Origin of the sequence: Rhodococcus zopfii NBRC 100606 = JCM 9919, from assembly GCF_001895025.1 — a bacterium.
Lineage (GTDB): Bacteria > Actinomycetota > Actinomycetes > Mycobacteriales > Mycobacteriaceae > Rhodococcus > Rhodococcus zopfii.
Window position 1 is genome coordinate 107,711 of record NZ_BCXI01000009.1, and the last position, 17,992, is coordinate 125,702.

Below are 17,992 nucleotides of genomic sequence, written 5' to 3' on the forward strand. Positions count from 1 at the left end.
GTCTTGGTGGGGGGCGAGTGGTAGGAGTTACCGGAGTGACGTCGTGGTGGGAGCGGAAGAGCGGGATTCTGGGACTGGCTGCCGCGGTGACGGCAACGGGGGTGGCATGCGGCGGCGGTACGAACACCGTTGAGATCGTCGAAGACCCGGTCCTCGAAACCGCGTTCGAAACGGTTCTGATCAATGGGGAGCCCCGCACCGTCGGCGACGTCGCGGAGACCGCGAGCATCGGGGGCGGGTGGGACCGCATGTACTACTTCCGTGTGCCGCTGCTGATGAGCGAGGTGAACCGCAGCATCGGCACCGAGAGCACCATCTGGAAGAACCTGCCCACCACGGGTGCCGACGGCGTCATCATCTTCCTGTCCGGAAACACCGTCGTCCGGGCGGTCCTCGACCACGCGCCGAGCCTCGACCTGCACGGCTATGCGACCGCCGATTCGGCCGTCACCGCGAATCCCGAGGGCGCGAACGGCGCGATCAGTGTCGAGGCCAAGGGCAGGTAACCCGCGGCGCCGGCGCGGTCGTCGAGTGTGACCGTTCAGAAGACGCGGAGACCCAGGCGCCGGCGGGCGCGCATGTCGACGAGATAGGTCTTCCACAACAGCGGCCACAGGTGCGGGGTCACCCGGTGGATCCGGCGCACCGCCCTCAGATAACGGTCGAATCGACGCTGGTCGTCAGGGGTCCACGGGTAATGCATGACGTCGCGGAACTCGGGCGGCAGAGCGCCGCGCGTGACCAGCTCGAACGGTGTCCCGAGCACACGGTGGATCGCGCGACCCATCCGGCCGAGACGCACCTCGAGGAACCCGAGATTGCACAGGGCGGTGAGATAGTCGCGGACCTCGTCGTTCATCGAGATCTCCGCGACCCCCGTCCTCCAGAGCTCCTCGTACTCCGCGCGGGTGGTCGGCCAGGCGTCGCGGCGCACATTCAGCGTGGTCCCGAGGGAGCTGCCGTCGACCAGGATCCGGTGGTACTCGTCCTCGTCGAGCGGGCCGTAGAGAAATTCGTGCTGGTCGATGAAGTACTCGAGCAGGCAGAGCGCGACCCACCGCTGCAGGGCGGGGGAGTTCGCGCTGTAGCGCACGGCGGCGTCGGGTTCGGAGGTGACGTGGGCGTGGATCTTCCGGACGGATTCGCGCATGAAGTCGCGGTCGTCGTCGGTGCCGAACACGGCGACGGCCAGGTAGGTGCCGGTGGTGCGGGCACGTTTGACGGGGTGCAGATCCGCCCGGCCGGCGTCGACCTTGCTGTCGACCACACCCTGTCCGACGCCGGGGTGCGCGAGCTGCATGATCACGTTGGCGGCGTTGATCGAGCCGCCGAGCGGCGAGACGAGATCTCCGAGTGTGTCGATGGTACGCATACGCCCCTCCATCTGACTACAGATGTGCTCAGTTGCTGACCACTCTAGTACTGCAGGCGTGCGGAGGGAATCGGCCGGAGTCCGGCGGCTCTTGCCGCCGGGACCGCCGATGTCGTACGAGCGTGGGCCTGTCCGACGACATCGAACGGAAGGTGACTGGCCGTGAAAGCTGCTGTGTTCGAAGGAAACGCACCGACCCTCGTCGTCGAGGACATCCCCCGCCCGGCCCCGCGCCGCGGCGAGGTGCTGGTGAAGGTCTCCGCGTGCGGGGTGTGCCACACCGACCTGCACGTACTGCGGTCGGAGGTCGCGTTCCCGGTGCCCGCGGTCCTCGGGCACGAGGTGTCCGGCACCGTCGCCGAACTCGGTGACGACGTGGAGGGGCTCGCCGTCGGCGACCCGGTCGTGTGCAGCTTCATCATGCCGTGCGGTAGCTGCCGTCACTGCGTGCGCGGCGCGGAGGACCTGTGCGAGAAGTTCTTCGCCTACAACCGTCTCGGCGGCACCCTCTACGACGGCGAGACCCGGCTGTCCCGCGCCGATGGCACGCCCCTGGCGATGTACTCGATGGGCGGGCTCGCCGAATACTGCGTCGTCCCCGCCACCGACGTGTTCCGTGTCCCCGACGGTGTCGGGCTCGGTGAGGTGTCGATCCTCGGGTGCAGTTCGTTCACCGCGTACGGCGCGGTCGCGAACGTCGCGCAGGTCGTCGTCGGCGACCGCGTCGCCGTGATCGCCGCCGGCGGTGTCGGATCCAGCATCGTCCAGTTCGCGAAGGCGGCGGGCGCGACGCAGATCATCGCCGTCGACGTGAGCGACGACAAACTCGCCGCCGTCACCGAACTCGGCGCGACCCATACCGTGAACTCGTCGGTCACCGATCCCGTGGAGGCGATCCGGGAGCTGACCGGGGGCACCGGTGTCCGCGTCGCCTTCGAAGCACTCGGCCGCGCCGACACGTTCGCGACGGCCCTGAACGTCCTCGACGACGGCGGACGCGCCGTCGTGGTGGGGATCGCCCCGGCCGGGTCGACCGGCGAGATCGATCTGGCCCGGCTGGTGCGGCGCAAACTCGAGATCCGAGGCTCCTACGGAGCGCGGGCCCGCACCGACATGCCCGCGCTGCTCGCGATGGTCGCCGCCGGAACCGTCCGGCCCGAGAGCGTCATCACCCGCCGCTACCCGATCGACGACGTCGACGAGGCGTACCGGGCGCTCGGGCGCGGCGAGATCGTGGGCCGCGCGATTGTCGAGTTCCCCTGACCTGCTCCGAAGCCGCCCGGTAGCACCACCGTATAGTTTCCCGCGCAACGAGAAGTTCTTGCGGAGGGAGCGGGCGGTGGCGCGGGTTATCGCGACGATCAACCTGAAGGGCGGCGTCGGGAAGACCACGACGACCGCGGCGCTGGCGGAGTTCATGGCCGCCGATTTCGGGCAGCGCGTGCTGCTGATCGACCTCGATCCGCAGACCAACCTCACCACCATGATGGTCGGCGAGGAACGCTGGCACGAACTCAACGAACTCGGCTGGACCCTCGCGACGTTGTTCGAGAAAGCCGTCAAGCCGTCGCGACCGGACTTCGACCTCGAGAAGGCGCTGCAACGCAATGTCTCCTCGGTGAAATCGGTCAAGGGTGTGGATCTGCTCGCGTCGTCGCTCGACCTGATGGACGTCCAGGAGGGCTTGAGCCACCAGCAGTACGCCGATCCGCTCTCGACGCGGCCCGTCGAGGTGCTCACCGACGCGATCGCACCCATCGCCGACCAGTACGACTACATCCTCGTGGACTGCCCGCCGAACCTCGGCATGCTCACCCTCAACGGCCTGCGGTTCGCCGACGGATACATCATCCCGACGATCCCGGACATCCTGTCCACCTACGGAATTCCGCAACTCCAGACGCGTGTGGAGAAGTTCGCGGATCGGGTCGGCCATCCCATCAAGGAGATCGGACTCGTCATCACGAAGTACCGGAGCGCGTCGAACCTGCACCGCAGCACCATCGAGAGGCTGCAGCGCGATCCGCGCATCGCCAACGTCGTGCCCGCGTGGATTCCCGAGGCCACCCAGATCGCGCAGTCCGCCGAGTTCGTCGCCTACGGCACGCTCAAGCGCAAATACGGCAACAGCGGGCAATACGACGCACTGCGCATGCTTACCGAGGACGTACTCATGAATGCGCAGGTACTGCTGTGACCGACATCGACCGCACCGAAGCCCGGCTGCGCCTGCACATCGGGGAGGCCGGTGCGGCTGTGCTGCGTCTGAACGAAGGCAGCCCGGCCGTCGCGACCGCCCTGACCAAGCTCGTTCAGGTCATCGCCGACGAAGCCGCCCGCACACCGCGTTTCGCGAAGGCCCTGGCCGGTGCGATCGCCGCGGCCGGCGAACCGGCGGCCGCGCCTGCGCCGGCACCCGTCCCGGTGACGCCGGTCGAGAAGAAGCCGGCCGCGCGCCGCGGCAAGCGTTCCCCCGGCCCGTTCGATCCGTTCGCGGTGTACCGCGCCGACGGCGAGGACGGTCTGCGCGCCCGGCTCGCGCCCCTCGAACTCGAACAGCTCAAGGACATCGTCGCCGAACACAACATGGACTACGACCGGCTGGCGATGCGGTGGCGCACGGCGTCGAAACTGCACGATCGCATCGTCGAACGCGTCAAGGCTGCGTGGACAAAAGGCGACGCGTTCCGCTGAGCTGTCACATCCTGCCGCGTTTGCGCCACTCGATCGCGGGGCAGGTGTCCATCACCATCGGGACACCCGCGGCGATGGTCCGGTCGAACGCGTCCTCGTCGACGACGCCGAGCTGGAACCACACGGCCTTCGCGCCGATGTCCACCGCCTGGTCCGCGAACTCGCCTGCGGCCTCCGATCGGCGGAACACATCGACGACGTCGATCGGGAACGGCACGTCCGCGAGCGTCGCGTAGCCCTGCTCACCGAGCACCGTCTGCGCCGACGGGTGGATCGGGACGATACGTTTGCCGCGCGATTGCAACAGCCCCGCGATCTCGTACGCGGTCCGGGTCGGATCGCCGGACAACCCGACGACCGCCCACGTGTCGCATTCGTCGAGCATGAACTCGACGGCATCGGGGTCCTGCCACGAACTGGTCATGGCGGCAAAATACTAGGGAATCGTCGTCCCTGTCCCCGGTACGCACAGCGGCGGCACCGTCGGGACGCACAACGGTTCGACCGGTGGTGGTGCGGCCCGCCCGTCCGTGAACGCGGCGGTCACGTCGGACGAAAGCTGCTCGGCCGAACCGTAGGTCGACGCGGCGACCACGAAATCCGTTCCGAAGGAGGCGGATGCGTGCGCGGAAACGTGATCGTCCGTCCATCCCCATTTGGTGCCGATCACCCCCGGCAGCCGAGCGGTACCGAAGTCCTGTGCGGTTCCGTCCGCCGCTCGTTCATGGGCCGACGCCATGGCCGCGAGCACCGGTGACCCGGGATCCGTGCGAATCTTCGTATCCAGGTAGGTGACCATGTCGTAGGTCGACGTCGTCGCGCTTCCCCAGTATCCGGAGGTGCGCGTGTCGATCAGGCCGAACGCGGCGGTCGTCGTGCCGATCGCGCCGGGGTACTTCGCGTGCAGCCGCTCGGCGATCCCGTCGTCGGAGGAGCGGATCATCTCGACGGCGGCGTCACGATCCGCGGGATCGCCGAGCCGGACGACGTGCTCGGCGAGATAGAGCTTGGCGATCGACATCGCGGTGCGCGATTGGTGTTCGTTCGCCGTTCCGGTACGCACACCGGACAGCGAGGCGAACGAGATCTGCGTGCGGGCGGGGGCACTCACCGTCCCGTCGGGGGCCGGTATCGGTGTCGGCGCTGCCCACGCGGACGGGGGTCCCAGCACAATCGCCATCAGCGCGGCAGCGGCCGCGAATATCTTCGCCGTCCTGCGCATATACCCGAACGCTAGTCCTTCGGCCGTCACGATGGGGCCGTACCGGTAGGTTGCTGCGAAAGGTTCGAAACCCTGAAAGGGAGGGCGCCGCGTGTCCGAGACCGGTACCGAGAAGTCCGTTGTCGTCGATCGCGACGGGACCGTCGCGATCGTGCGGTTGAACCGCCCCGACCGGCTCAACGCCTTCACCACCGAGATGTGCCACCGGCTGCTCGAGGTCTTCGACGAACTCGACGCCGACGACGACGTGCGGGCGATCGTGCTCACCGGAACCGGCCGGGCCTTCTGCGCGGGCGCGGACCTCGGTGCCGGCGGCGACACATTCGTTCTCGACGACGGTCCCCACACCGGCGGCGCACCCGCCGACACGGGCGGCCTGGTCTCCCTGCGGATCTTCCGTTCCACCAAACCGGTCATCGCGGCCATCAACGGTCCCGCCGCCGGCGTCGGTGTCACCATGACCCTGCCCGCCGATATCCGGATCGCTTCGGACACAGCAAAATTCGGCTTCGTGTTTGCGCGTCGCGGGCTGGTGCCGGAAGCCTGCTCCACGTGGTTCCTGCCCCGTGTGGTGGGGATCTCCACCGCCGTCGAATGGACCGTCGGCGGGAAGATGGTGCCCGCGGACGAAGCGCTCGCGCGCGGCCTGGTGCGCGAACTCGTCCCGGCCGACCGGGTCCTCGACCGCGCCCTCGAGGTCGCCCGCGAACTCGTCTCCGGGACCGCGCCGGTCTCGGTGGCCCTGACCCGGCAACTGATGTGGCGGATGCTCGGTGCATCCGGGCCGGAGGTCGCGCACCGGGCCGAGTCCATCGGCATCTACGTCCGCGGCGCCTCCGACGACGTGCGTGAAGGTGTCGAGGCGTTCCTCGAGAAGCGGGAGCCGCAGTTCCCCAACCGCGTTTCGGACGGGCTGCCGGATCTGTTCGACTAGAGGCCGGCCTGATCGACTCCGTACTCGGCCTGCGTTCTGGTGTATCCCTCGAACATCAACTGGTCGATCAGGCCCTGACGCGAAAAGGCGGTGTAGTCGAGATAGTCCTCCGCGGCTTTCGCGGCCTGCTCATTCCAATCGGGTGAAATGTAGTCCACGGCGAAAGTCGCGTCCTCGGTGGAGTAGTCCTCGAACTCCAGCTGCTCGATCAGACCCTGGCGCGAGAATGCGGTGTAGTCGAGATAGTCGCTCGCCGATCGTACGGCGTTCCTCTGCCCCGCAGTCATCCCGGCCTGCGTCCTTGCCGGCGCCGTGGTCGCCGGTTCGACGGTCACGGTACGTGCCTGGGTCACTGTTTCGACAGGCGTCACCAGTGTCTGTGTGGGTGTCGGGCCGGCAGTCGAGGTTGTTGCCGTTGTTGTGGAGGGGACTTTGGTCGAGGTCGTCGGTTTCGTGGTGGCCGGGGTAGTTTCCGTCGCACTGGACTGCGTCGTTTCCGCCTGAGCGCTCGATGCCTCGTCAGAGGACCTGCCGAGAGAGCCGAACGCGCCGGCGACGACGACGAGCACCGCTGCCGCCCCCGCGATCCACGGCCATTTCTTGCGGTTCGTCTGGCCGGACCCCGGGACTGCAGGCAACTCCGGCATGGGTTCGGGCAGTGTCGGGCTCGCCGGGTATGGCTGAACCGCTGACGTCCACTGCTGTCCGTCCCACCACCGCAGTTGCGCGGAGCCTTCGGGGTCGGGATGCCATCCAGCAGGTGTAGTCATGATTGTTCTTTACCTAGCGAATAATCCGCCGTTACCGGATGTGGCGACGATCACACGACTGCTGCGGTGGAGTCGAATTCGTATCCGGTGGTCCGGTTCGGCGATGGCCGTCGCGTGGCCCGTGAGAATCGCTGACTGACCGTCGCAATCGATCAGATCAGGTAGAGCACGAGCGCCGCCGCGATCAGTGCGACGAGCCAGCCGTCGGTCGCCCACCGCAACCAGCGCGGGGCGCCGCGGACCTCCATGAAGGTCCGGATGATCAGGCGGCACTTGACGGCGGCGAGTGCGAGGACCAGCACGGTGATCGGCACGCTGGCACCGACCGTCGTCGTTGAGTGGCCGGGCGCGAGCCACCACGATCCGATGGTGATGGCCGTCAGCGCGAGCCACGTGACGGTGATGGTGCGGGTCGACGTGCCGGCCCGGGTCTTCGTCGCTTCTGTCATGTGATAGCCGACCGGCCCGTTGGTGATCGCGGCGCCGCCGAGCAGGACCAGCAGCAGACAGAACCCGATCTGGATCATGCTGTGGTGCTGTGCGAAGAACTCGACCTTCTGGACGGTCGACACGTCCGGCCGCGGTGGTGGCGTCACCCGCGTCAGCAGGCAGATGATCACGCCGAACACGGCGTAGAAGCCTGGGAAGATCCAGTAGACGAGCCAGACGTCGGGTTTGCCACCCCGCGCCGCCCCGGGCTGAGGGCCGTGTGGAAGGCGGCGCATGGCCCGGGGTCTTCTCCTCGCCGGCGCCGGGGGGTGACACCGATCGTGTCGGACTGTCGGGTCAGAATGTCTCCACGTGCCGGGGTGCAGCCCGGCACGTGGAGACAAGCCGGAGGAAACGTGACCGATACTCACACGACGACACTGCCGCGCGACCACCGGTGGGTCGTCGTCGACGTCGAGACCTCGGGTCTGCGCCCCAACGCCCACCGCGTGCTCAGCGTCGCCGCGCTGGTCCTGGACGCGGACGGCATGGTCGAGCGTGAGTTCTCCACCCTCGTGAACCCGGACTGCGATCCCGGTCCCGTCCACGTCCACAACCTGACCCGCGAACGACTCGCCGGCGCACCGCGATTCGAGGACATCTCCCGCGACCTCGCCGACATACTCGACGGCGGCACCCTCGTCGCCCACAACGCCACGTTCGACTACGGCTTCCTCGACGCCGAATTCCGCCGCGCCGGAACGTCCCTGCCCGTGCAGCACCGGCTGTGCACGATGGCGCTGTCGCGACGCCTCGAACTCGACGTCCCCAACTTCCGGCTCGCCACCCTCGCGCAGCACTGGAAGGTGCAGCAGCTGCAGGAACACGACGCCTACGACGACGCTCGCGTCCTGTCCGAGGTGTTCCGGCACAGCGCCGCGCTGGCGGACAGCCTGCAGCTGCCACTGCCCGTCGTGAACTGCCGCGGACGCAGGGCCGCCTACCCGGATTCGGTGCCGCGTGTGGCGTGTGACTGGCAGAACCCGGGCCGGCTCACCGACGCCGGTCTCGTGCAGGGCATGAAGGTCGTCGTCAGCGGCTCGACCACCACCCCGCGCCTGACGCTCGCATCCCGCATGACCGTCGCCGGCCTCGACGTGATGAACCAGGTCAGCCGCCAGACCAGCGTGCTGGTGTGCAACGACCCGATCGTGCAGACCGGCAAGGTCCGCAAGGCCATGGCGCTGGACATCCCGATCATCGACGAACCGCAACTCGAAGAGCTGCTCGCCCGGGTGCGGCCCGGTGTGCCGAAGGTCGCGACCGTCATCGACGTGGTGCCCCAGCCCGGAATGCCACTGGAGACGCCGATCGTCATCGAGCAGTCCGCCGCACCGGCCGAGATCCCCGCCCGGACCTGGGCACTGGCCGGGCAGAAGCCGAAACTGTGGTCCGGGCGTCGCGTGTTGCTGCTCGGCGGCAATCACCTCGACGGGTGCTGATGCGCTCCCGCATCACCCAGCTCGGCGCCCGGCCCGCGCTCAACTTCACCGCCGCGGTCACCGACGTGCTCGTCCTCGACGGCGGCCACGACGACAAACGCATGCCGCGCGTCACGGCGCGGCAGCTCCCGATCCTCAGCCAGGAGGACGTCGACGCCGCCCTCGACCGGGGTGTCGTGCCCCCGCACATGCGTCTCGAAGCGCAACTGTCCGCGCCCGTGCTGTCCCGCGGCGAGGTCATCGACCTGCCCGCGAAGAACTCGTCGTGGGCGGTGAACGTCGCATGGAAGGCCGAGGCCGTCGGCGACGAGTCGGGTATGGACCCGATCGATGTCGACGTCGTCGCGTTCCTGCTCGGACCGGACGACAAGGTCGACACCGACGACGATTTCGTGTTCTACAACAACCCGCTCGTCGACGACGGGGTTGTCGAGCTGACCGTCGATGGGCCCAGCGAACAGTGCGTGCGTCTCGACCTCGCCGGGCTGCCCGAGGACTGCCACCGCATCGCCATCGCCGCGGCCATCGACGGTGACCGCACGTTCGGTGATCTCGGTGCCGTGTCGGTGAGCGTCGACGGCGACGACACCACCGCCGCGACGTTCGTCCTCGACGCCGGCACCACCGAACGCACCATGGTGCTCACCGAGATCTACCGGCGTGCCGGCAAGTGGCGAGTGCGTGCGGTCGGGCAGGGATACGACGACGACCTGGCCGCACTGGTCCTCCGGTACGGCGTCGACGTCGCTGAGGAGGACTGACCATGACCCTTGTCTCCCCGGAAGAGCTCGCCGAACTCCTCGCGTCCGGAACCTCGGTGCGCGTGCTCGACGTCAGGTGGTCGCTCGCCGAACCAGACGGCCACGCGGCGTTCGAGAGTGGGCACATCCCGGGCGCGGTGTACGTCGACCTGGAAACCGACCTCAGCGACCACACCGTGCCCGGCCGCGGCCGGCACCCGTTGCCGTCCGGCGACGCCCTCGAAGCGTCGCTGCGGCGGTGGGGTGTCGACGACGGCGACACCGTCGTCGTCTACGACGACTGGAACCGTGCCGGTTCCTCCCGCGCATGGTGGATGTTGCGCGCCGCCGGACTCGGGGACGTGCGGATCCTCGACGGAGGACTCGGCGCGTGGCGCGCGCTCGGCAAGCCCGTCGGCACCGAGGTCGAATCACCCCGGCCTGGCTCGATCACCCTTGTGCACAGGAACTTCGACGCAGGCGCGCTCGCAACCCTCACCGCCGCCGACGCCGCGGAACTCGCCCGCGACGGCGTGCTCCTCGACGCCCGCGCGCCCGAACGATTCCGCGGCGAGATCGAACCGATCGACCCGGTCGCCGGGCACATTCCGGGGGCGGTGAACCTGCCGTCCACCGCACTGCTCGGGCCGGACGGCCGGTTCGCGCCCGCCGACGACCTGCGTGCTCTGTTCGCGGCGCGCGGCGTCGACGGCGGGAACGAGGCCGGCGCCTACTGCGGGTCGGGCGTAACCGCCGCGGTGGTCGTCGCCGCCGCCGAGGTCGCGGGCATCGATCTCGCGCTGTTCCCCGGTTCGTGGTCGCAATGGTCGTCGGATCCGGCCAATCCCGTCGAAACCGGCCCCGCCACAGACTGATCGATCTCCGGCCGCCGTCCTGGCCGGGGGAGGGGAGTCTTCACCCGGCTGGGCCAGGGATCGACTTCCGGCTTTCGGTCGCGGGGTGTGCCGGCACCGCCGCCGCCCGAACGGTCCGCATCCGCGAACCGCACCGCGTCCGCGTCGTGTGGTCAGCGCCACGACGTTTCGGGCTCGCTCACCGAGATGCTGCGGGAGAGGCCGTCCGATGTGTAGACGTTGTGTGTTCCGGGATCGACGACGGGGCTTCGCGGAGCGTCGCCGACCCGGTGGGTACGAACCAACTCCATTGTTTCCAGGTTGATTTCGGATGCAGTGCCGCCACTGAAGTTCGTGATGTACAGCGACTGCCGGGCCGGATCGATTGCAGAGTCGCCGCCGCCGTCGAACGCGACGGGGTATGGGCCGGTGTCGGTGGAGGGGTCGATGACGTCGACTTTTCCTCCAGTCCAATCGAATTCACCGCCGATCGGAATCGGGACGTACAGTCGTCCGGTGATCACGGCGAATCCCCGGGAAACCTCCGGGTACTCGTTCCCGATTCGGAATCTCGACGTGACGACCTTGTGGGCCGTATCGATCACGGTGAATTCGTCGGCTCCGACGATGTGTCGCCCCGTGTCACGAGTACGTCCTCCGCCCGTCATCGAGTGAATGCCGACCCCCGGCGTTTGCCACCCGAATCAATCACACTGCGGCGGTGCTGCACAGTCGGTCGAATGATCCACACGGCACGCGCCGTACGGTGATTGCGCCTATCGAGGGGCGTTCGCGGCATCGATCAGTTGCTGCAGCTTGTCGCGGTCGAACTTGTCGCCGAGGAACCCGACCATCCGGCTCAGCGGCATCGACTCGGCCATCTTCAACACGCTCTCGTCGAGGGGCGGGGCCGCGCCACCGCCGGTCAGGGATGCGAAGGCCTCCAACACCAACCCGGCAGCCACCGGGTCGGCGAGGACCTCACCGATCGACGAGTCCAGCGACAGCGGCAGCCGCACCTCGTCGCCGGCCACGTCGACCGTGCACGTGGCGCGGATGTCCCGGCTCGACGCCCCGACCTCGACCGTGTAGGTGCCGCCCTCGACGACCCAGGCGTCGACGCGGGTGTCCCAGTACGCGAGGTCGGAGCGGCGCACCGGGACCCGCACGGTCCGGGACTCGCCGACCGCGAGGTGCACCTTCGCGAAGCCCTTCAACTCGCGCGGCGCCCGCGCCACCGCGGAACCGGGAAGGCCGATGTAGACCTGCACGACCTCGGAGCCGTCCCGGTCGCCCGTATTGGTGACGGTGACCGTCACGGCCAGACCGCCGTCGGTGGTCACGGCGGCGTCGCTGTAGTCGAAGGTGGTGTAGGACAAGCCGAATCCGAACGGGTACGACACCTCCAGCTGCCGCGCGTCGTACCAGCGGTAGCCGACGTGCAGGCCCTCGCCGTAGCGGACGTGGCCGTGCTCGCCGGGGAAATTCCCATACGCGGCGGTGTCCTCGAGCCGCACGGGAACGGTTTCGGCGAGCCGCGCCGACGGATTCACCACCCCGTAGAGCACGTCGGCGAGTCCGCCGCCACCTGCCTGCCCGAGCAGCCAGCCCTCGACGATCGCGGGCACCCGCTCCGCGAAACCCGACAGTCGGACCACACCACCGTTGGACAGCACGACGGCGGTGTTCGGGTTCGCCGCGACCACCGCATCCAGCAGGTCGAGCTGCGAGGCGGGCAGCTCGAGATCGTCGCGGTCGAAGCCTTCCGACTCCAGCTCGGCGGGCACCCCGAGGAACAGCAGCACGGTATCCGCGGCGACCGCCGCGGCGGTCGCCTCGGCGGTCAGCTCCGGCGACGCGGAGCCGTCGGCCCCGTAGCCCGCCGCGAACGGCACCTCGACGGTCGCGAGTGCGCGGATCTCGTCGAGCGCGTTGTCCAGCCGCGTCGGGTTGATCCGGGACGATCCGGCACCCTGGTAGCGCGGCGTGCGGGCGAGTTCGCCGATCACCGCGACCTTCGTGTCCGGAGCGAGGGGGAGGAGGCCATGTTCGTTGCGCAACAGCACAACCGACGCGGCAGCTGCTTCCCGCGCCAGTGCGTGGTGTGCGTCCGCGTCGTATGTCGCGTCCGGTTGCGCGCCCGCGACAGCCCGGCGCACCAGGTCGACGATCCGGCGCGCGGCGGTGTCGAGCACCGACTCGTCGAGGGTGCCCGCGCGCACCGCGGCGACGATCTCGGCGTCGGTGCGGCCACCGGTCGACGGCATCTCCAGGTCCAGCCCCGCTGACAGCGCCGCGACCCGATCTGCGACCGCGCCCCAGTCGCTGACGACGAGACCGTCGAACCCCCACTCGTCGCGCAGCACCTCGGTGAGAAGCCACCGGTTCTCCGACGCGTACACGCCGTTGATGCGGTTGTAGGAGCACATCACCGTCCACGGCCGGGCGTCCTCGACGACCCGCTGGAACCCACGCAGATAGATTTCGCGCATCGGACGAGGGTCGATATCCGCCGACACCCGCATCCGGTCGGTCTCCTGATTGTTCGCCGCGTAGTGCTTGAGCGACGCACCCACACCCTGCGACTGCAGACCGCGCACCAACGCAGCCCCCAGCACGCCGGACAGCAGCGGATCCTCGGACAGATGCTCGAAGTTGCGCCCGCACAACGGGCTTCGTTTGATGTTGATGCCCGGTCCGAGGAGGATCGCGACCTGCTCGGCGCGAGCCTCGGTGCCCAGCGCAACCCCGACCCGCTCCAGCAAAGCCGGATCGAACGTGCCACCCAATGCGACCGCCGGCGGGAAGCATGTCGCGGGCACCGCGTCCCCGAGGCCCAGATGGTCGCCGCCACCGGTCTGCTTCCGGACCCCGTGCGGGCCGTCGGTCAGCATGATCGACGGAATCCCGGCGCGCGCGACGGGCTCGGTGAACCAGAAGTTCAGGCCGCTCGTCAGCGAGGCCTTCTCCTCCAGCGTGAGGTCGGCGACGATCTCGGCGGCGTCCGTCATGCTGCTCCTTCGGGTCGGCTGTTCGGGAGGTTATCCCACTGGGTCAGGAGGTGCGGTGCATGTGCGCATACAGGTCGCGGAGAAGCGAGACTTCCGACAGGTGATGGATCAACTCGCGGTGGATGTGCAGGACCAGATCCGCCATCGTGAGCTCCGGATACGGTTCCTTGTCGCCGACCGGGACCGGTAACCCGTCGTCGCCGAGCTCCCGCACGCCGGTCAGCCACATGTCGAGCTGCGTTTCGAGCTGCTCGAGCGCGGTCGCGGCGTCGCCCGCGTACTCCCACGAGTCGTACGACGCCGGTGGGGAACCGAAGTGCGACGTATTACGGGCCGCGAGCACCCCGACGATGACGTGCCCGAGCCGCCACGCGATCGTGGTGAACGGCGCCGGCGCGGGTTCGGGGAAGGCGAAGTCGATGGTGAAGTCGCCCGAACCGGCCTGGATCTGCGCTGTCGACGTGCCGCGCGGCCGCACGCTCCACGCGTCGGGTACCGGCGACCAGAAGTACTCGTCGTCGGAGAGGCCTTCGAGTCTGGCTCGGAGCTGGTGGTTCCAGTGGAATTCCCACTGCTCGCGCAGCGAGTGGTTCAGGTCGAATGCGTTCATGGATCCACTGTCCTACACCGGCCGCCTCGTCGGCTTCCCGGATGGTCGTCGCATGTTCGGGTCGCGCATCGGTCTTCCGCGAGTGCACCGCGACGACGACGGCGGTATCCGGTGGTGATGTCACCGGCCCGGCGCCGCGGCCGCAGGCGGATCCGGAACGGAGGTTGACGCATTAGACTAACGACGATAGTTTATTTCTTGTGATGCACGCCATACGGCCGGATGTGGACCGAACGGCCCTCCGGTCGGCGGCGTTCGGACCGGAGGAGGCCTCCATGCGTTCACCCCCCGCTGTTCACCCGGACTGCACCCTCGCGCGGACAGCCCTGCGGCTCAAGGATGTTCATCGAATCCCGCGAGAAATGTCACCAGCATCCGCTCGAACAGCGCCGAGTCGGCGTCGGGCGGCGCTGTAGCGACTCGCTCGGTTGGGTTGCCGGACGGCAACTCCACCAGTGCCGGGCGTCCGGTAGCAGCGCACATCGCGGATCCGATCGTCATCCGGTGGGTGGCCTCGAGCAGGAAAAGGTGATCGGATGCCGGAACGCCGTGGTCGCCGAGCAGAGTCGAATACTGCGCATACAGCTTGTGGAGCAGCGGCTCGGGAAACCACGTGACCACCACGGGGACCGCATTCGGATGACGCATCAGGGTGTTGCGGAACTCGAGGCATTCGGCGATCAGCCAGCTGCGCCACTGCCCGGGCGCCGGATCGGGAACACGAGGGGTCTCGAGCACCACCACGCGCGCCACCTCACCGAGGATCTCGGTCTTGTCGGCGAAGTGGTTGTACAGGGACGGAGCGCGGACGCCGAGCGCGGACGCGGTCCGTTCAAGACTGAAGCCGGCCATGCCGTCGCGGTCGATGAGGTCGAGTGCGGCGGTCGCCACGGCGTCCCGCGTGATCGCCGGCTTCCGCCCCATCTCTTCCTCCTCGGTCCGCCGGACATCGTACTCCCGGCCGATCGCTCCACTGAACGCCTTCACCACCACACAAATTCGAACCTTCCCACCTCTCCCGACAAGGAGTGCGCACATGCGCGATACCACGGCCGTCCGAGCGATCCAGGCTTGGGCCGTTCGTCAACCCGACGCCCCGGCACTGACCTGTGACAGTGGGGTACTGACCTGGAACGAGCTCACCACCGCGATGGATCGCGCGGCGCTCCGGCTCGCGGCTGCCGGAGTCCGCCACGGCGACCGCGTCGGTGTGCTCGGATCCCTCTCGACCGACTGGGCGATCGCCGCGCTCGGGGCCATCCGGATGGGTGCGGTCCTGTGCCCCTTGAACGAACGTCAGGCGCAGGCAGAGCTGTCCGAGGTGTACCGGAAGCTGACACCGACGGTCGTCGTGGCCTCGGCCGGGAGTCGTGAGGTCGCCGACCTGGCCTGCAAGGAGACGGAAGAGCCCCCGCAGATTCTCGACGCCGAGACGTTGTGCTCCGCAGGCGTCGACGGCATTGTGTCCGCCCCGGCCGGTGATCCGTCGGACGTCGTGTGCATCATCCCGACCTCCGGCTCCACGGGAGCTCCGAAAGGGGTTGTGTACACCCATGAATCGCTTCTCGGCGCCTTCTTCGAATGGACCCTCCAGGCACCCGAACTCACCGGGGCTCGCATACTCAACGTCAGTTCGATGTCCTTCGCCGCGGGGCTGCTCAACGGCTTCCTCGCGCCGCTCGTCCTCGGCGGCAGCATTGTGATGCTGCCCAAGTGGGATCCGCAGGTCGCGATGTCTCTCATCGCATCCGAACGCATCACCTCGATGGCGGGCACCACGATCTTCTTCGAGCAGATGGCCGCGCTGCCGGGATTCGGCGACACCGACCTGTCGTCGTTGAAGGTCGTGTTCGTCGGAGGAAACCCCGTGACGCGCGGACTCATCGATGCGTGGGCGGCGAAGGGTGTCGGGTTGAGGCAGGCATACGGACTCACCGAGTCCCTGTCGATGGTCACGTTCCCGACCGTCGACCTGTCGATCCGCAAACCGGAGTCGGTGGGATTCGGCGGGATTCTCACCAGGGTCGAGGTCACGGATGCAGACGGGACGGTTTGCCCGGCAGGGACACCCGGTGAGATCCGGATCTCCGGACCGGGAGTCGCGGCGGGTTACTGGCAGGACGACGCCCTTACCGCCCAAACGTTCGGTGATGGGTGGTTGCGCACCGGCGACGTGGGTGTCATGGACGACGAGGGCGCGCTCCGCGTCGTAGGCCGTACGAAGGACGTCATCATCTCGGGCGGCATGAACATCTACGCCGCCGAACTCGAACGGGCCGTCCTCGAACTGCCCGAGGTCCTCGAAGCCGCGGTGATCGGCGTTCCCGACGACGAGTTCGGCGAGACCCCGGCCGTCCTGATCCGCGCTGCCGGCGATCTCACTCGGGCCGAGGTCGTGGACCATTGCCGCGGACGCCTCTCGAACTACAAGACGCCCCGCTATGTCGTCTTCCGCGACGAACCGATGCCACGCACCTCGAGCCTGAAGATCGACAAAAAGGTTCTGCGCTCGGAATATTCCGACATTCCCGCACGGTACGACCGGTTCGGCCGGACCTCGGAGGCACTCGACGGAGGGGCAGCACAGTGAACATCACCCGCGACCTGCAGGACATCCGCGACCGCGCGCTCCGGAAGCTGCTCACCCATCTCGACGATTCGGTGACGGATCAGTGGGCCGAGATCGAACGGTTCGAGCGTGACGACTATCAGGATCCGGCGTTGGCCGAAGCCGAACGCGATCGAATCTTCGGCGAGGTTCCGTTCATCGTCGCGCACAGTTCGGAGATCGAGGGAGCGAACACCTTCGTGACGGTCGAGCTGCCGCGGAACAAGGCGATCGTCATCCGTCAGAAGGACGGCAGCGTCAAGGCTTTCGTCAACGCGTGCCGGCATCGCGGTGCCGAACTGGTGACCCAGGAGTCCGGCAAGTGCCGCATATTCTCGTGCCCCTATCACCGATGGTCGTATGACCCGAGCGGTGAACTCCGGACGGTCACGCTGGACAACACATTCGGAGACTTCGATCGCTCGCGGTTCGGTCTCGTCGAGCTTCCGGTCGAAGAGCGCCACGGTTTCGTGTGGATCGTCGACAACGCGCAGCGCGGAATCGATGTCGCGGAGTGGCTCGGAACGGAGATGGATGCGATCCTGGCGAGTTTCGAGATCGACAGCCTCGTCAGCGTCGATCCGCACACCTACCGACGCCCCACGAACTGGAAGATCCTCCAGGACGGCTTCCTGGACAACTACCACGTCAAGTATGCGCACCCGAACACGGCCGGCAAGATGCTGCACACCAACGCGGTCGCGCTCGAGGACTTCGGACGCCACTTCTGGTTCCTCACCAGCCGCAAGTCCATCGACCGGTTCATCGGCCAGGACATCTCGTGGACGCCGTCGATGATCGAGCACACGATCGAGAGTTGTTTCCTCGCGCCGAACACGATGCTCCTGCGGCACGCGACCCACATCGAGCTGCTGACGTTCCGCCCGGTCGGAGCGAGCCCGGACGAGGCGATCATGCAGATGCGGGTCATGGCGCCGACCGTCGAGGACAGCGGCCTCACCGAGGAACGCTGGGCGAAGCGGTGGAGGAAGAACTGGGAGATCCTCATCGCAATCCTCCACGACGAGGACTTCCCGATCCTCGACGGTTCGCAGCGGGCGCTGACGAGCCTCGACGCGGGCACGATGCTGCTAGGCCGCAACGAACTCGCGAGTCATCTGTTCCGCAGGGAGATCCGGAGGCTCCTCGCCGCGGGCGCGTAGCCTCCACGGGCCGGAGCAGCCGCGCGCCTTGAGGATGGAAACTAAAGCCATTAGGCTAACGGACGAATTCGAAGATACCGAAG

17 protein-coding genes and 3 pseudogenes are annotated in these 17,992 nt (G+C 67.9%); 9 read left to right on the forward strand and 11 right to left on the reverse strand.

Annotated features, from left to right (window positions below; genetic code table 11):
* Positions 1-35 precede the first annotated feature (35 nt).
* Positions 36-506, forward strand: coding sequence for a hypothetical protein (locus RZ1_RS06150; RefSeq protein ID WP_083583548.1), 471 nt, complete (start codon positions 36-38; stop codon positions 504-506).
* A gap of 35 nt (positions 507-541) precedes the next feature.
* On the opposite strand, the gene RZ1_RS06155 is transcribed toward RZ1_RS06150, so the two are convergent.
* Positions 542-1,372 carry an oxygenase MpaB family protein gene (locus RZ1_RS06155; protein WP_072810145.1) on the reverse strand — a complete coding sequence of 277 codons (831 nt, stop codon included), beginning with the start codon at positions 1,370-1,372 and terminating at the stop codon, positions 542-544.
* Between the two features lie 162 nt (positions 1,373-1,534).
* On the opposite strand from RZ1_RS06155, the gene RZ1_RS06160 reads away from it, so the two are divergent.
* The 3 genes from RZ1_RS06160 (at position 1,535) to RZ1_RS06170 (ending at position 4,066) form a co-directional block, all read left to right on the forward strand.
* Entirely contained in the window at positions 1,535-2,635 is a 1,101-nt protein-coding gene (locus RZ1_RS06160; RefSeq protein WP_072810148.1) for a zinc-binding dehydrogenase, read from the forward strand.
* Positions 2,636-2,711: 76 nt separating this feature from the next.
* A complete protein-coding gene (locus RZ1_RS06165) occupies positions 2,712-3,569 on the forward strand; it encodes a ParA family protein (RefSeq protein ID WP_072810150.1) in 858 nt (285 codons plus the stop codon).
* Positions 3,566-4,066, forward strand: a complete 501-nt coding sequence (locus tag RZ1_RS06170) for a hypothetical protein (RefSeq protein ID WP_072810152.1) — start codon at positions 3,566-3,568, stop codon at positions 4,064-4,066. Before RZ1_RS06165 ends, RZ1_RS06170 begins: the two co-directional genes overlap by 4 nt.
* Positions 4,067-4,070: 4 nt before the next feature.
* Here the strand turns inward: RZ1_RS06170 and RZ1_RS06175 are convergent, their stop codons facing one another.
* Together RZ1_RS06175 and RZ1_RS06180 are read right to left on the reverse strand one after the other, a co-directional pair.
* Complete coding sequence (locus tag RZ1_RS06175) at positions 4,071-4,490, reverse strand: CoA-binding protein (protein ID WP_072810153.1); 420 nt, start codon at positions 4,488-4,490, stop codon at positions 4,071-4,073.
* Between the two features lie 12 nt (positions 4,491-4,502).
* On the reverse strand, positions 4,503-5,288 hold the full coding sequence (locus RZ1_RS06180; RefSeq protein ID WP_072810155.1) for a hypothetical protein: 786 nt from the start codon (positions 5,286-5,288) through the stop codon (positions 4,503-4,505).
* 91 nt (positions 5,289-5,379) lie between these two features.
* Between RZ1_RS06180 and RZ1_RS06185 the strand changes: the two genes are divergently transcribed.
* Positions 5,380-6,222, forward strand: a complete 843-nt coding sequence (locus RZ1_RS06185; protein ID WP_072810157.1) for an enoyl-CoA hydratase-related protein — start codon at positions 5,380-5,382, stop codon at positions 6,220-6,222.
* Here RZ1_RS06185 and RZ1_RS06190 read toward each other — a convergent pair.
* The 4 genes and pseudogenes from RZ1_RS06190 to RZ1_RS30835 form a co-directional block, all read right to left on the reverse strand.
* On the reverse strand, positions 6,219-6,791 hold the full coding sequence (locus tag RZ1_RS06190) for an Ltp family lipoprotein (protein ID WP_238071660.1): 573 nt from the start codon (positions 6,789-6,791) through the stop codon (positions 6,219-6,221). The two genes, RZ1_RS06185 and RZ1_RS06190, sit on opposite strands and share 4 nt — an antisense overlap.
* 105 nt (positions 6,792-6,896) lie before the next feature.
* A pseudogene (locus RZ1_RS31165) lies at positions 6,897-6,992 on the reverse strand (DUF2510 domain-containing protein); the annotation flags it as partial.
* Between the two features lie 152 nt (positions 6,993-7,144).
* The gene (locus RZ1_RS29895) at positions 7,145-7,441 is read right to left on the reverse strand and encodes a cytochrome C oxidase subunit IV family protein (protein ID WP_072810244.1); all 297 of its coding nucleotides are present in this window, start codon (positions 7,439-7,441) and stop codon (positions 7,145-7,147) included.
* Positions 7,439-7,717: pseudogene (locus RZ1_RS30835) on the reverse strand (hypothetical protein); the annotation flags it as partial. The gene RZ1_RS29895 and the pseudogene RZ1_RS30835, both read right to left, overlap by 3 nt.
* Positions 7,718-7,783: 66 nt before the next feature.
* Between RZ1_RS30835 and RZ1_RS06200 the strand changes: the two are divergent.
* A pseudogene (locus tag RZ1_RS06200) lies at positions 7,784-9,684 on the forward strand (TerD family protein).
* Positions 9,685-9,686: 2 nt separating this feature from the next.
* Positions 9,687-10,538: a sulfurtransferase gene (locus RZ1_RS06205; protein ID WP_072810162.1), complete on the forward strand. Its 852-nt coding sequence runs from the start codon at positions 9,687-9,689 to the stop codon at positions 10,536-10,538.
* A gap of 152 nt (positions 10,539-10,690) precedes the next feature.
* Here the strand turns inward: RZ1_RS06205 and RZ1_RS06210 are convergent, their stop codons facing one another.
* From RZ1_RS06210 to RZ1_RS06225, 4 genes are all read right to left on the reverse strand, one after another.
* Positions 10,691-11,122, reverse strand: a complete 432-nt coding sequence (locus RZ1_RS06210) for a YncE family protein (RefSeq protein ID WP_072810164.1) — start codon at positions 11,120-11,122, stop codon at positions 10,691-10,693.
* 171 nt (positions 11,123-11,293) lie between these two features.
* On the reverse strand, positions 11,294-13,528 hold the full coding sequence (locus RZ1_RS06215) for a glycoside hydrolase family 3 C-terminal domain-containing protein (RefSeq protein ID WP_072810165.1): 2,235 nt from the start codon (positions 13,526-13,528) through the stop codon (positions 11,294-11,296).
* 43 nt (positions 13,529-13,571) lie between these two features.
* A complete protein-coding gene (locus tag RZ1_RS06220; protein WP_072810167.1) occupies positions 13,572-14,138 on the reverse strand; it encodes a DinB family protein in 567 nt (188 codons plus the stop codon).
* A 333-nt stretch (positions 14,139-14,471) separates the two neighbouring features.
* The gene (locus RZ1_RS06225; RefSeq protein WP_072810246.1) at positions 14,472-15,062 is read right to left on the reverse strand and encodes a TetR/AcrR family transcriptional regulator; all 591 of its coding nucleotides are present in this window, start codon (positions 15,060-15,062) and stop codon (positions 14,472-14,474) included.
* A 112-nt stretch (positions 15,063-15,174) separates the two neighbouring features.
* On the opposite strand from RZ1_RS06225, the gene RZ1_RS06230 reads away from it, so the two are divergent.
* The gene (locus tag RZ1_RS06230; protein WP_072810169.1) at positions 15,175-16,728 is read left to right on the forward strand and encodes a class I adenylate-forming enzyme family protein; all 1,554 of its coding nucleotides are present in this window, start codon (positions 15,175-15,177) and stop codon (positions 16,726-16,728) included.
* A 2-nt stretch (positions 16,729-16,730) separates the two neighbouring features.
* Positions 16,731-17,909 carry an aromatic ring-hydroxylating oxygenase subunit alpha gene (locus RZ1_RS06235; protein WP_072810247.1) on the forward strand — a complete coding sequence of 393 codons (1,179 nt, stop codon included), beginning with the start codon at positions 16,731-16,733 and terminating at the stop codon, positions 17,907-17,909.
* Positions 17,910-17,992 lie beyond the last annotated feature (83 nt).

Bases quoted from the DNA above. Each gene is read 5' to 3' on its own strand.
- RZ1_RS06155 (WP_072810145.1), bottom strand. From the start codon at position 1,372: ATGCGTACCATCGACACACTCGGAGATCTCGTCTCGCCGCTCGGCGGC.
- RZ1_RS06175 (WP_072810153.1), bottom strand. From the start codon at position 4,490: ATGACCAGTTCGTGGCAGGACCCCGATGCCGTCGAGTTCATGCTCGAC.
- RZ1_RS06180 (WP_072810155.1), bottom strand. From the start codon at position 5,288: ATGCGCAGGACGGCGAAGATATTCGCGGCCGCTGCCGCGCTGATGGCG.
- RZ1_RS29895 (WP_072810244.1), bottom strand. From the start codon at position 7,441: ATGACAGAAGCGACGAAGACCCGGGCCGGCACGTCGACCCGCACCATC.
- RZ1_RS06205 (WP_072810162.1), top strand. From the start codon at position 9,687: ATGACCCTTGTCTCCCCGGAAGAGCTCGCCGAACTCCTCGCGTCCGGA.
- RZ1_RS06215 (WP_072810165.1), bottom strand. From the start codon at position 13,528: ATGACGGACGCCGCCGAGATCGTCGCCGACCTCACGCTGGAGGAGAAG.
- RZ1_RS06220 (WP_072810167.1), bottom strand. From the start codon at position 14,138: ATGAACGCATTCGACCTGAACCACTCGCTGCGCGAGCAGTGGGAATTC.
- RZ1_RS06225 (WP_072810246.1), bottom strand. From the start codon at position 15,062: ATGGGGCGGAAGCCGGCGATCACGCGGGACGCCGTGGCGACCGCCGCA.
- RZ1_RS06230 (WP_072810169.1), top strand. From the start codon at position 15,175: ATGCGCGATACCACGGCCGTCCGAGCGATCCAGGCTTGGGCCGTTCGT.